The 14,024-nt window shown below is 64.1% G+C and carries 11 protein-coding genes; 10 read left to right on the forward strand and 1 reads right to left on the reverse strand.

Annotated features, from left to right (window positions below; genetic code table 11):
• Positions 1-10: 10 nt before the first annotated feature.
• On the reverse strand, positions 11-334 hold the full coding sequence (locus H1204_RS21795; RefSeq protein WP_180732765.1) for a hypothetical protein: 324 nt from the start codon (positions 332-334) through the stop codon (positions 11-13).
• Here H1204_RS21795 and H1204_RS21800 point away from each other — a divergent pair.
• From H1204_RS21800 to H1204_RS21845, 10 genes are all read left to right on the forward strand, one after another.
• Positions 333-1,007, forward strand: coding sequence for an HAD family hydrolase (locus H1204_RS21800; RefSeq protein ID WP_180732766.1), 675 nt, complete (start codon positions 333-335; stop codon positions 1,005-1,007). The two genes, H1204_RS21795 and H1204_RS21800, sit on opposite strands and share 2 nt — an antisense overlap.
• Before the next feature lie 108 nt (positions 1,008-1,115).
• Entirely contained in the window at positions 1,116-1,253 is a 138-nt protein-coding gene (locus H1204_RS21805; RefSeq protein WP_180732768.1) for a hypothetical protein, read from the forward strand.
• A 68-nt stretch (positions 1,254-1,321) separates the two neighbouring features.
• On the forward strand, positions 1,322-1,816 hold the full coding sequence (locus H1204_RS21810; protein WP_180732770.1) for a PRC-barrel domain-containing protein: 495 nt from the start codon (positions 1,322-1,324) through the stop codon (positions 1,814-1,816).
• An 83-nt stretch (positions 1,817-1,899) separates the two neighbouring features.
• Positions 1,900-2,349 (forward strand): DUF3175 domain-containing protein, encoded by a 450-nt coding sequence (locus tag H1204_RS21815; RefSeq protein ID WP_180732771.1) that lies wholly within the window; start codon positions 1,900-1,902, stop codon positions 2,347-2,349.
• Positions 2,350-2,371: 22 nt separating this feature from the next.
• Positions 2,372-3,703: a cation:proton antiporter gene (locus H1204_RS21820; RefSeq protein ID WP_180732773.1), complete on the forward strand. Its 1,332-nt coding sequence runs from the start codon at positions 2,372-2,374 to the stop codon at positions 3,701-3,703.
• Between the two features lie 462 nt (positions 3,704-4,165).
• Positions 4,166-6,853: a bifunctional glycoside hydrolase 114/ polysaccharide deacetylase family protein gene (locus H1204_RS21825; protein ID WP_243468745.1), complete on the forward strand. Its 2,688-nt coding sequence runs from the start codon at positions 4,166-4,168 to the stop codon at positions 6,851-6,853.
• Positions 6,828-10,748 carry a tetratricopeptide repeat protein gene (locus tag H1204_RS21830; RefSeq protein ID WP_180732777.1) on the forward strand — a complete coding sequence of 1,307 codons (3,921 nt, stop codon included), beginning with the start codon at positions 6,828-6,830 and terminating at the stop codon, positions 10,746-10,748. Before H1204_RS21825 ends, H1204_RS21830 begins: the two co-directional genes overlap by 26 nt.
• Before the next feature lie 21 nt (positions 10,749-10,769).
• On the forward strand, positions 10,770-11,321 hold the full coding sequence (locus tag H1204_RS21835; RefSeq protein WP_180732778.1) for a penicillin-binding protein activator LpoB: 552 nt from the start codon (positions 10,770-10,772) through the stop codon (positions 11,319-11,321).
• 58 nt (positions 11,322-11,379) lie between these two features.
• On the forward strand, positions 11,380-12,858 hold the full coding sequence (locus H1204_RS21840) for a PelD GGDEF domain-containing protein (protein ID WP_180732780.1): 1,479 nt from the start codon (positions 11,380-11,382) through the stop codon (positions 12,856-12,858).
• The gene (locus H1204_RS21845) at positions 12,845-14,014 is read left to right on the forward strand and encodes a sugar ABC transporter permease (RefSeq protein ID WP_180732781.1); all 1,170 of its coding nucleotides are present in this window, start codon (positions 12,845-12,847) and stop codon (positions 14,012-14,014) included. The genes H1204_RS21840 and H1204_RS21845 overlap by 14 nt, the downstream gene beginning before the upstream one ends.
• Positions 14,015-14,024 lie beyond the last annotated feature (10 nt).

A 14,024-nucleotide genomic window follows, 5' to 3' on the forward strand; every position in this document is an offset into this window, starting at 1 on the left:
TGTCGCCGCCTCACTCTTCGATCCATGTCGTTCGGATCCTCATCTGCGTACCCCATCGAATGAAATGAAAGCGGCTGACGAGCGCGAAGATCCTGTTGCCGTCATCGCCATAGCGAGCAAGCGGTGTGCTCTGCAAAGGCGCGCCCGCTCTCGCTCCGCGGTCCGAGAACGCTGTTTTCCAGGCGGTTTTCATACGCGGCCAGATGCCGCAGCGCCGCACACACACACGCTGCGGCGTTTGATAATTACAAAGAGGACGTAAATCTTTCGTGCGATAAGTGGCGCAATATGAACCTTGCGCTGCTTGCCATTCAGACCAAGGAGAAGACTTCATGCGTATTTCGACATCTTTTCTGTTCGACCTCGACGGCACACTCGTCGACAGCGTGTACCAGCATGTGCTCGCATGGAAGGAAGCGCTCGACGAAGAAGGCATCGAGTTATCGGTGTGGCGCATTCATCGCAAGATCGGCATGAGCGGCGGGCTGTTCACGCATCAACTGTTGCGCGAGACGGGCGGCGACATGAGCGCCGAACGCGTCGAGCGCTTGCGGCGCGCGCATGCTCGCGCTTATAAACAGTTGCACGCCAAGGTGCGTCCGCTGCCCGGCGCGCAGGCGCTACTTGCCGCGTTGACGGAAAGCGGCACGCCGTGGGCGATTGCGACCAGCGGCCGCATGGAAACAGCCGCCGTCAATCTCGAAGCGCTCGGCGTCGATCCGTCGAAGACGGTCGTCGTGACGCGCGACGACGTCAAGTACGCGAAGCCCGATCCCGACCTGTTCGTCGCCGCAGCGCACCGGTTGAAGGTGCAGATCGAGCATGCCGTCGTGGTCGGCGACAGCATCTGGGACATGCTGGCTGCCCGCCGCTGCCGCGCGCTCGGCGTGGGCCTGCTGTCGGGCGGCTACGGCCAGGAAGAACTCGAACGTGCGGGCGCGCTGCGCGTCTACGAAGACCCTGCCGATCTGCTCGAACATCTCGACGAGATCGCCGCGCGTCCCTGAACCCTCGACACCCTTCGCATTCGTCCGACACTGCAAGGCGTGCCGCGTGGCACGCCACGTGCAGCACTCCTGTCACGACCATTTCCGCACACAGACAGGAGCGCCAACATGACACGCGACCCAACCTCCCACGACAACCCGAGCGCCCGCCCGGACAATGCGCCGCGCGGCGAGCCGGAACCGCCCGACACCTCGAAAGATCTGCCCGAATTTCCCGACCCCGTAGAAGTAGGCGAAGACGGTTGATAGGAATAGCGGTTGCTCGAACACAGCTGTACGCATGTTTCGTACGGACCAGGACAGGGAGAACCAATATGACGTTGCAGAACCAGACACGCGGTGGAGCGGATATCGTCGCCACGAGCCGCGCCAGGAGTCGCGGCCCCGGCCCCGAAGTGATGGCGGCCGATACGCTGGACGGCGACAAGGTATTGAGCGCCGACGGCGACGACATCGGCAAGATCAAGGACATCATGCTCGACGTGCGCTCGGGCCGCATCGCGTATGCGGTGTTGTCGAGCGGCGGTTTTCTCGGCATTGGCGACAAGCTGCTCGCGATTCCGTGGAGCGCGCTTACGCTCGACGTCGACCGCGAGTGTTTCCTGCTCGACATGCCGACGGAAAACGTTAAGAACGCGCCGGGCTTCCACAAGGACCATTGGCCGTCGATGGCCGATTCCACCTGGGCCACGTCGATCCATCAATACTACGGACGCGAGCCATACTGGGGCCGGGACGATGAGTACGGCGCCGGCGACGTCTCGCCCGGATCGTCGGATACGCCCGAAGCGGGCGGTGTGAAGCTGTAGAGCAAGCCACGCTTCCTCGACGTAACCGACGCAGTACCGTCCGCTCGCTACGCAACGCCAGCATAGCGGGCGGATTTCCGTTTATGGGGAACATGATGGCTAGCACCAGCAAGCGCAGCGGAACAGCGCGCGCGAAAAAGAGCACGACGGCCCACGCGTCGACGCGCGCCCGAGGCGGCCGTCCACCGCGCCAGCGTCATTCGCAGGCGCGCGCCGCGCACCGCGCGCGAACGGCGGCATCGAGCCGCTCCGGGAAGACCTCGAAGTACTGGTCGCATCACGTGATGGAGACCAGTGACGCGATGGACATCGAGAAGGACATCTTCAGGACAGGAACCGCCGACGAGATCGCGCAATCGCTGAAACGCTCGTCGACGCGCAGCAAACGGCGCAAAGGCACGCCATATCAGTCGGCGATGTCGATGCTCAACTTCTATATCAACCGCGCAGGCCGCAACCTGCCGAAATCGCGAAAGAGTACGCTGGAGCAAGCCAAACGCAAGCTGCGCGAAGCGTTCGGCCGCGCGCCATGAACGCGCCGCGCGCCACCTGCTGATGCACGACGCCATCTGGTGGTATCTGATCGTCGGCGGCGTGCTGATCTTCATGGGCGTCGCCGCCACGACGTTCAAGCGCCTGCCGTTGTCCGCGGCGATGCTCTACCTCGGCATCGGCTACGCGCTCGGACCGCCCGGTCTCGGGCTGCTGCAACTCGACCTCGCCCGCGACGCGCACGTACTGCGGCCCGTTACGGAAGTCGGCCTGCTCGTTTCGCTGTTCGCGATCGGGCTGCGTCTGCGGCTGCCGCTCTTCGCGTCCATGTGGACGTTGCCGCTGCGGCTCGGCTTCGTCGCGATGGTGTTGACGATACCGCTGCTCACGCTCGTCGGCGTACTGCTGCTCGGCCTCGACTGGGGTCCGTCGTTACTGCTCGCGGCCATCCTTGCACCGACCGACCCCGTGCTCGCGCATGACGTGGGCGTCCAGGATTCCGACGATCTCGACCTGCTGCGCTTTTCGCTATCGGGCGAAGGCGGACTGAACGACGGCATCGCGTTGCCGTTCGTGCTATTGGGACTCGCCCTATGCACGTCCGGCCCGGCGCACGGAAACGAGGCGAGCGGCTGGCGCCTCGCATTCGAAGCGATCGCGGGGATTCCAGGTGGCCTCGTGACGGGCGGCTTGCTCGGCTGGATAACCACCCGGTCCGTCGCATGGCTGCGCACGCGGCACGCGCAGGCGCTAGGCCTCGAAGGCTTCTTCGCGCTCGGGCTGATCGGACTCGCTTACGGCGCGGCCCTGCTTGCGCACTGCAATGGCTTCGTTGCCGTCTTTGCGGCGGGCGTCGCGATGCGCGGCGTCGAGCATCGCGCGAGCGGCAGCCGTTCGGCGCGCGAAGCGATCGGCACCGTCGACTCCGAAGATGTCGTCGCGACGGCCTCCGATCCGCAAAAGGCCCACGCCTTCATGGCCGAATCGGTGCTCGGCTTCACCATCGAACTGGAACGCATCGCCGAAGTCGCCGTGATGATGATCGTCGGCAACGTGCTTGCGACTTCCGGCGCATCGCTCTTCACGTGGCACAGCGCGATACTGATCGCGGCGCTCTTTATCGTGGTGAGGCCACTTGCCGTCGAAGCGTCCTTGCTCGGGTCGAATGCCGCGCATGCGCAGCGCCGCCTGATGAGCTGGTTCGGCATTCGCGGCATCGGCTCTTTCTACTATCTCGCGCTCGCACTGGAGTCGATGCAGCAACGTCACATGCAAGACCTGCTTCCCCTCGTGCCGTTGACGCTTGCCGTCATCACTTCTTCCGTCATCGTGCATGGCATAAGCGCAACGCCACTGATGAACTGGTATCACCGCATCCAGAAAACGGATCGCTAATTTCACTCAAAATAGCTTTAAGCGTTTTATTCGCTTTAGCACAAACCCCTATGCTTGGCGAATAGAAAAGCGCGTCACTTTTAAAACAAACGCTTCATTCGCAACAGAGGGCGTTCACAAGCAAGAATGACGCTAGGCGCACACCTGAATGTTGTCTATGATAGGCGCTGACGCAATTGAGCAGAACAAGACGTCACAACATCAATCTGCCCGTTCAGATCAGCAGAGCACTTTCTGTCAATGACGCCAAGCGAATTGCATCGCTATTTGAGGAACATCGTTTTCGCATTCATGCGAGTGTGCCTGGCGGTTTGCACTGCCCGCACACCGCGAATTGACAGGCCAGGCCTGCTTGTCATTGCACTGGCACTGTCCGTTCATTCCGCCTTTGCCGACGACATTACCCCATCCGTCACCCAACCGTCATTTGCGCTCTATTACGGCAAGTCACCGCCCGTAGAAATGCTTTCTGCATTCGACGCAGCCGTTCTCGAACCCGATAGCGGCTTCGATCCGCTTGCGCATCGCTTGCCGCATACCACATGGTTCGCTTACGCGAGCGTCGGCGAAGTGCTGCCCTCGCGCAGCTATTACGCCGATCTGCCGAAAAATTGGCTAGCGGGACACAACGAAGCATGGGCATCGCGCGTGATCGATCAAAGCCAGCCTGAATGGCCCGCGTTCTTTGTCGATCGTGTCATCAAGCCGCTTTGGGACAAAGGCTATCGCGGCTTCTTTCTCGACACGATGGATTCGTGGCAACTCGTCGCGAAGACCGACGAAGCACGCGCCCGGCAGATTCAAGGGCTGGCCAATGTGATTCGCGCGATCAAAACGCGCTATCCCGATGCAAAGCTGATCTTCAATCGCGGCTTCGAGATTCTTCCGCAGGTGCACGACCTCGTGTATGCGGTTGCGTTCGAATCGCTATATCGCGGCTGGGATCAATCGAAGCAGCGCTATACGGCAGTCTCCGAACAGGACCGCGCATGGCTGCTCGGACAGGCGAGTACGATACGCGAGCAGTATCACCTCCCCGTCATCTCAATCGACTATTGCGCGCCCGCCGATCACGCTTGCCAGCAGGACACCGTCGCGAAGATCAGGGCGCAAGGCATCGTGCCTTACGTGACAGACGGCGCGCTCGCGACGATGGGCTTAGGCGCCGTCGAGCCCGTCAAACGCCGCATCCTTGTGATCCAGGACCCGCCGCCGCGCACGGACCCGAACGTGTCGCCCGGCGTGCGCTTTCTCGCCATGCCGCTCAACTATCTCGGCTACCGGATCGACTATCGCGATGCGCGCGACCCGATGCCCGAAGGCGATCTGCGCGACCGCTATGCGGGCATCGTGCTATGGCTCGAAGGACAGGTGCCGAACAGCAAGGCGTATCGCGACTGGCTCACCGCGCAGATCGACGCGAAGATCCCCGTTGCCGTGTTCACGACTTTCGGCACGCAGATGGACGCCGATCTCGCGAAGAAACTCGACCTCGAAACGGTGGCGGGCGCGCCGTCGAACGGCAAGCTCGACGTCGAATCGTACGATCCGAAGATGATGGGCTTCGAAATGAAGCCGCATCCGCTTGCCCGCGATTTCACGCCGATCCGCGTCGGCCCGCATAGCCATTCGCTGCTGCGGCTGCGCTCGGGCGATTTCGTGATCGACGGCGCCGGCATCACGCCGTGGGGTGGGTATGCGATGCGCCCGTTCGGCGTGTATCAACTCGATGCCGTCGATCAGGAGCGCTGGGTCGCGCAACCCATCGAGTTCCTACGCGCCGCATTGCGCTTGAATAACAACATGCCCGTGCCGGACACGACAACGGAAAACGGCCGGCGCCTGCTGATGTCGCATATCGACGGCGACGGTTTTGCTTCTCGTGCCGAGTACACCAGCTACACGCAGCCGAACACCGACGTCACGCCGCAATATTCGGGCGACATGCTGTACCGGTTGCTGCGCGATTCGGGCATGCCCACTACCGTCTCTCTGATCGAAGGCGAAGTCACCGACGAAGGCCCCTTCAAAACTTTTGCGCCGCATCTGCGTACCATCGGCAGAAAGATATTTGAACTACCGAACGTCGAAGTGGCCACGCACACGTACACGCACCCGCTGCAATGGATGCGTGTAACAGGACTCGGTGTCGCCGGCACGCATGTGCAGACGGAGGGCGGCAGCCAGACGAACGGAAGCGGCCTGTCCATTGATATTCCGGGCTACCAGTTCAATATCGACCGCGAGATCAAAGGCTCGATCGACTATATCAACCGCAATGTCGCGCCAACGTCGAAGCCGGTGCGCATGGTGTTGTGGAGCGGCGATTGTCAGGTGCCCTCGCCCGTGCTGAAAGCGGCGTATGACGCGGGCGTGCTGAATCTGAACGGCGGCGACACACTGATCACGAAGAGCGATCCAAGCTGGACGGCGATTGCTCCGCTCGGCGTGATGAAGAACGGCTACTACCAGATATTCGCGCCCAACCAGAACGAAGAGCTGTATACGGACCTGTGGCACGGACCATTCTATGGCTTCTCGCGCGTACTCGAAACGTTCGCGATGACGGACAAGCCGATTCGCTTCAAGCCGATGGACATCTACTACCACATGTTCACGGGCACGAAGTACGCGTCGATGAAAGCGCTGCAGCAGATCTTCGATACCGTGCTCAGGCAACCCGTCACGCCCGTCTTCACCTCCGAATACGCGCGCAAGGTGCTCGACTGGCTCGACACCAGTGTCTCCCAGGAGCCGGGCAGCAACGTCTGGGTCGTGCGCAATGAGGCGAATCTGCGCACCGTGCGGCTGCCCGTCGGCAAGGTTCCCGACATGTCGAACGCGACGGGTGTCGCGGGCTATCTGCCCGGACCGGGCGGCACCTACGTGCACCTGACGGGCGACGGCATCGCGCGTTTCGCCGTGATCGACCAATCGGCGGCCCGCTCAGTGCCCTATCTCGCCGAAGCCAACGGCATGCTCGATCACTTCGTGCGCACGCGCAACGGCTTCTCGTTCGATCTGCGCTCGCACGTCGCACCGATGTTCCGCGTCGCCAACGCCGGCGCATGCCGCGTGACGAAGCGTCCCGTGACGGGTACCACCAACGACTATCACCAACTGCATGTCGACGTCGCCTGCGACACCTGAGCGGCAGCGGCTCTTTTCGCCCGCTGTGATTCTCGTGCTCGGCCTGCTGGTCGGCGTGATGCTGGCGCTCGCCTTTCCGCGCGAGAGGATCGAATCGCGGCTGCTCGAAGGAGCAAATGTCGACAGCCTCACGATCGCCTATCTGGAAGCATGGCTGCGCGTCGATCCGAACAACGCGGAAGTGCTCTCCGAACTCACGCGTGAATACCTGAAGGGGCAGCGCATCTCGGATGCGACGCGTATTCTCGACCGTCTGTCGCGCTCCAACGAGCCGAACGCGCGGCAAAGCGCACTGGCCATTCGCATGTCGCTCGCGCAGCAACGTCTGTTCTCGTTGAAACCGAACGACCCGGCGCGGCCCACGCGCATTCGCGAACTCGATGCGCTGCTGCACGAAGCGCTCGGCTACACGTGGGACATCGAGCAATTGAAGATGCTTGCGCAGCAGGCACGCGGGTTGAGCGACAACGATCTCGCCGCGCACTACTACACGCTGCTCGCGCAGTCCGATCGGGAGCACGCGCGCAAGTGGCTGGCCGAGCTTGCGCAAACGCAACTGGGCAACCAGCAGCATCGCGCCGCCGCCGACGCGTGGTTCGCAGTACAAGCGCAAGCCACCACGCTGGACGAGAAGCGGGCCGCTTTCATCGCCGGTTTGCGCGCGCTGCAATCGGGCAACGACATGCCGGCGACGATGCAGGCGGCCGACCAGCATATCGGCGATCTTGCCGACGATCCTGAAACGCTGCGCTTTCTCGCCAATCTCGCGTTGGCTGCGGGGCGTCCCGATCTGGCGTCGAAGTACGTGAAGCGATTGATGAAGATGTCCGCGCTGGATCATGAACCGGCGCTAGTGCGGCGGGCGTCGTTCGTGCCAAAGCGCGCGGCGGACCCTGGCGCCGTCGAGCATCGCACGACGCGCGGCGTGTGGCTGCGCGCGGCGTGGTATCGGCCGCACGTTTCGCGCAGCACGGCGCTGCGTCACGCATTAAACAACGCTTCCAGCACGCAAACCACAGCCCGTATCGTACGCATTACAGCGGTCCCACCGACACCGACGCCCGCAAGCGATGCAACCGCGTCCGACTACGAACTCGCGTATCGCGTGTTCCTCGCGAACGGCGACGTCGCGAACGCGCAGCGCATCGCGCAAACGGCCGTCGACCGCGATCCGCAATCGATCCCCTGGCGCGAGCGTCTCGCGCAAGTCGCCGAATGGAACCGGCGTCAGGACATTGCGCTCGCCAACTACGTCGCCATCGCAAAGATGCGCGGCACCGACGACGACTGGAAGAAGGTCGCGCGTCTCGCGCCCGGACTCAACGACAACGCCGCGATGCTCGCCGTCACGCTGCATCAGGCCGACCAGCAGCCGGGCAATCTGAAGCTGCTCGATGCCGTCGTCTTCTCGTACGAACGCATTGCCGATCCCGATTCCGCGTTGAACTTTCTGCGCACGCGCTTCAACGGCCCGTCGCGCCGCCAGGCCATGGAACGCTATGCGCAAGTCGCCGAACGCAAGGGTGACGACGATCTCGCGCTGCGCACATGGCGCGATCTCGAACGCGAATACGGGCCGAACGCAGCCTACGGATTGAAGATCGGCACGATGCTCTATACGCGCACGCAGTTCGACGCGGCGCTCGCCGCGATGAATGAAGCGAAGCGCGGCGCGCCCGCGTCGAACGATGAATTCTGGCGCTTCTACGCGCTACTCGCCGACTCGAACCAGAACACGCGCGATGCGAGACTTGGCTATCGTCAGTTGATCGCGGGCGGCAAAGCCGACGCGCAAGACTACGAGGTGATGACGAACTTCTTCAACGACTCGCCGCTCGACGCAGGCCGCCTCGCGGAATACGCGTATCGTCATGGCGGCCCGCCGCGCATGCTGTCGGAAGCGCTATACGGCTATCAACGCGCGCATGCGTGGGGCCGCATCCGGATCTTGCTTGCCTCACTCACGCCCGAGCAACTCAAGGCCGCCGAGCAGTCGTCCACGTTCCTGCTCGCACGCGCCGAATACGAACGGCAGACAGGCGAGAACGATGCCGCACTGCGCGACATCGAACGCGCCGCCGCGCTCGATCCGAACAACTCGGAAGCGCGCGCGGCCTACATCTGGGTGCTGAACGAGCGCGGCACGGATGCCGCTCTGCTCGCCGCTCTGCGCCGTCATGCGGGCGACGCGGAGAGCGATCCGCAGCTATGGCCCGCGTATGGCGCGGCATGGTTGCGGCTCGGCGATGGGCGTAAAGCGCTGCACTATCTGCACAAGCAGGCTGCGCAAGCGCAGCAAAGCCTGTTGTGGCGTCTCACGTTCGCCGACGCACTGGAACTGAACGGCCGAGTCGATGAAGCGTGGCGCGTGCGCAAGCAGGTCTGGCTCGAACTGGCGCGCCGCCGGCGCGATCCGTCGAAAGCAGCGCCGTTGCCCGCCGCCGAGCAAGACGATCTGCGCGGCCGCTACGTCGCGCTCACGCAGCTGTACGCGAACGGCGACCGTTCGCGCGCGGTGTTGATCGACCTGCTGCGCGCCGATCGCAACGGCGCGGGCGACGATCAGACTGCTGCGTCCGAGCTTGGCGACATCGGCCAGTTGCCGCCCGCGAAACAGGACGAGATCCGCAAAAGCCAGCGCCTCTATTCGGCCATCGCACGCGAGGCGGCAATCTCCTGGGCGCAGAACGAAGAGGCGTCCGACATGGAGCGCGCCTGGCTCGAAAAGCAATATATCGACGCCAGCCAGCGTCCCATCTACGCCGAAGCACAGCTCGCGATCAACGACGGCGACGTCAACGAACTGTCGCGCCTGCTCGACACATTGCCCGATCTGATTCCGAGACAGGCCCGCGCCGATGCGCAGGCGCTCACGGGCCGCACGTCCGCCGTGCAAACCAGCGCAGTCGACTCGCTCACGCGCGAGCCCAACGACGAAGTGATGCAGGCGATGGCGCGCGAGCAACTGCTCAGCAATGCGCAGGCGCTGGCGGGCGCATTCCGCTATGTCGATCAGGGCTCGCTGCGCTTCACGGAGGAATCGGCGACGGGCAGCGTGCGCCTCACGCCCTCGCAGAACCTGCAATTTCGCTATCAGCAGCGCGACCAGACCGTCGACGGCTCTCAACTCGCCTACGCGCCGAAACACGACCGGCTCGCCGAGGCGATCTATGGCCACAAGGGGCAATACGACGAAGAGCACGTCACGTTGGGCCGCCGCAATGCGCTCGAAGACTTCACGACGGCGCGCGTCGAAGGCACGTACAACGTCACGCAGCGCCTCACGCTGACCTATGCGCTCGGCTACAACCAGGCCGCGACGGAGTCGACGCAACTGACGGTGGGCGGCACCAAAGACCTTGCCACGCTCGGCTTCAACTACCGGCTCGATCCGCACTGGTTCGGCGGCGCGCGCTACGAGTACGCGCGCTTTCACGGCCAGGACCGCTCGTATCTGGGTAACGGCAGTCTCGTCGAAGCGAACTTCGGCTACAAGATCAAGGCCGATTATCCCGACTACACGATCCGCGCCGTCTTCGCACACGGCCAGTACAACGCGACGGGCACGCCGGGCGACCCGCTGCGCGTGCTGCTGCCGCAGAACACGCCGTTCACGGCCGCGTCCTTCATGCCGCAGACCTTCACGCAAGGCGGCCTGCTGTTTTCGTTCGGCGACGATCTGCCCGAGCAGTATTCGAAAGCATGGCGGCCGATCTTCGCGGGCGGCCCGATCCGCGACTCGCGCGCGGGCTGGTCGGGCCAGGCGGAACTCGGCGTGGCGGGCAGCGTGTTCGGCAACGATCAGATGCTGCTGTACGGCGCGTATCAGGGCGTCTCGTCGAATCATTCGACTTCCGTGAAGGAAGTCGGCGTGCGCTATCGGTATCTGTATTGAAGAGCCTTTGAGGAGAATGACATGGACCACAGCAAGAACCTTCGCGCACGCGCGTCGAAGTTGTTCGCATCAGCGTTGGCGTTGATGGCGCTCACGCTCGCGGGCTGCGCCGTCGTCGATCGCAGCGCACCGCCCGCGATCGCGAAGACCGACAGCCTCGCGATCCTGCCTATCGCGAACAACACGGAGACGCCGCAGGCGGGGCAGCGTGCGGCGTCGATTGCGCAGAGCCTGCTCGCGTCGTACGGCTATACGAATCTGTCGCGCTACCCGGCGAGCGCCGACGACGAAACGCTGTTCGACGCCGCGAAGCCCGACGCGCAGCAAAACGCGCTCAACTGGGCGCGCCAGCAGAATGCGCGCTATGCGCTGACGGGTGCCGTCAACGAATGGCGCTATAAGGTCGGCGTGGACGGCGAGCCTGCCGTGGGCCTCACCTTCGATGTGGTCGACGTGCAAACCGGCAAGGTCGTATGGACGGGCACGGGCAGCCGCACCGGCTGGAGCCGCGATGCCGTGTCGGGTGTCGCGCAGAAGCTGGAGCGCGATCTGCTGTCGCCGCTCGCGCAGTGAGGCATGCCCTGCTCCGCACGACTATCATCGAAGCTGGCTTCGATTTAAGGCGAACGCCATGAACACGCAGGCTAACGAACACTCCGCGCCGCGCGGGCGGCACCGGCGCCGCCAGGCGCAAAGCGTCGGCGCGGGCTCCTGGTGGGCCCGTGTGATCGCGCCGCCGCGCGGCTCCGCGCGTCGCCGCACGATCGCCGCGCTCGAAACGATCGTCGCGACGCTGATTGCGATTGCGATCTGCTGGGCCTTCGATCACGCCGATCCGCTGTTGGTCCAGAGCGGCTTCGGCTGGATCTGGATCGTGCCGCTCGTGATCGCGCTGCGTTATGGATCGTTTGCGGGGGTGTTTTCCGGGCTGATTCTGCTGGCTTCGTGGTACGTGCTGTACCCCGGCTACAGCGGCGCGTCCGCGCCCGCTTCGCTCGCGCATGCGTTGATGGAGACGCCGCACACGCGGCTCTTTCCCGTGAGCTTCTTTCTCGGCGGCTTCGTCGTCACGATGCTGTGCGGGCAATTCGGCGACATCTGGATCACGCGCTTGCGGCAAGGCCGCATCGCCAACGACTATCTCGCCGAACGCCTGTCCATTCTGACGCGCAACCAGTTCATGCTGCGCATCTCGCACGAACGGCTCGAACAGGATCTGCTCGGACGTCCCGCGACGCTGCGCGATTCGCTGGCGCGGCTGCGCACCGTGATCCTCAATCAGGAGCCGACTGAAGCGCAGCAAGGCGTCGTCGATCTGCGCGGCGCGCAACCGTTTCTCGAAGCGGCTGCGCAAGCCTGCCAGATCGAAAGCGCGAGTGTGCATGCATGGCGCGGCGGCAAGCCGGCGACGGCAGCGGGGGCATCGATTGGCGCGCCATCGGCGTTCGATCCCGACGATCCCCTCGTTCGCGAAGCGCTCGAAACGCGCACGCTGGTACATGTCGAATCGAAAGCGAACCAGGACATGTCGCTGAGCCGCTACGTCGCCGTCGTGCCGCTGATCGATGCGCAGAAGAATCCTGTCGGCGTGCTCGCCATCGAACGCATGCCGTTTCTCGCGCTCACGCGCGACAACCTGCAGTTCCTGCTCGTGCTCTGCAACTTCTACGCGGACGGCGTGCAGCACGCCGTCATCACGCGCGACACGCTCGCGGCCTTCCCCATGTGCCCGCATACTTTCGCGCTCGACTATGCGCGGCTCGTGCATTTGCAGCGCGATACGCAGGTGCAGTCGTCGATCGTCGCGCTAGTGTTTCATAACGACGAACGCAGCACGACGCTATACGAACATGTGCTGCGCACGCGCCGCGCGCTCGATGTGCAGTGGCCGTTGCGCGACGAGCGGCGTCGCGTGGTGCTCACGCTGATGCCACTGTCGGGTGACAGTGCCGTCGACGGCTATCTGCTGCGGATCGAAGAGAATCTGCGTGCGCAATACGGCGTCGACTTCGAAGCGGCGCGCGTCGCCGTGCATTCGATGGCCGTATCCGCCGACGAACCGATCGCCGACCTGCGGCGTCTGCTGGAGCGCTGCGATGTCCGCCGCTGACGGCGTCACGACCGATCCCGGCCGGCCCGTGGGCGCGCGCATCACGTTCGTTGGCGTGCTGCTCGTCGCGCTCGGGCTGGCGTTGCAGATCGCCGTCTTCATGATCGCGACACGCAGCATGCCCGACACGTCCGCCGAATGGCTCGGCGGTCTCGCCAACACAGACGTGTCGACACTGCAGGCCGCCACGCATCAGAACACGCAGACGCTGTTGCTATGCCTGCTCGTGCAGGCCTGTGCCGCGCTCGCCACTTCGCTCGGTCTCGCGGAGATGATGCCCGCGCGCTACCGGCTGCCGCGCCTGGGACTGCTCGTGTCGCTGTGGTTTCTGAACTTCGCGGTGCCTGTCGGCGGGATGTTTTGCTCGATCGGCGCGCTCGCGATTGCCGCCGCGTTGCCGCGGCCACGCGCGCAGTTGCCCATCGTGCTCGTCGAGGAACCCGAATTCGCCGCGAATTTGATCGGCACGGTATCGTATGGGCGCGGCGCGCGCCTGAAGGCGGAATTGCAGAACGCGGAAGCGGGCACGTCGTTTCGCATGACCGCCCTGCTCGCGATGCAGACGATGCCCGCGCGCACCGTCTCGCCGCTGCTGCAAGGCATGCTCGCCGATCCGCTCGACGACATCCGGCTGCTTGCGTACGGCATTCTCGACAACCGCGAGAAAACGCTCACGCAGCAGATCCTCGTCGAACGTCCGAAGCTCGATGCGAAGCGGCATCCCGAACTGAGCGATGCGGAACGCGCGCACGCGAACAGGACGCTCGCGCAGCTGTATAGCGAACTGATCTACGAAAACCTCGTGACGGGCGACGTGTACCGCAATGCCGCCGATCAGGCCGACGGCTTCGCGGCCGCCGCGCTCGAACACGACCCGAACGAAGCAGCGCTGTGGCGTCTGCGCGGCCGTCTTGCCATCGCGCGGCGCGATCTCGACGGCGCGGACACGATGCTGCAACGTGCGATCGATTGCGGCTTTCCGCGCGAGCGCATGCTGCCCTGGCTCGCCGAGACGGCTTACCTGCGCCGCGATTTCGCGCGCGTGCGCAAGCTGCTGGCCGAAATGGACAACCGCGCCGCGACGCCGACGCTGGCCGCCGTCCTCGATTTCTGGAAACCGCGCGGTCCGGCCGCCGCGCGGCCCCGCTCCATCTGAGACCGCCCTC

The organism is Paraburkholderia sp. PGU19, assembly GCF_013426915.1.
Lineage (GTDB): Bacteria > Pseudomonadota > Gammaproteobacteria > Burkholderiales > Burkholderiaceae > Paraburkholderia.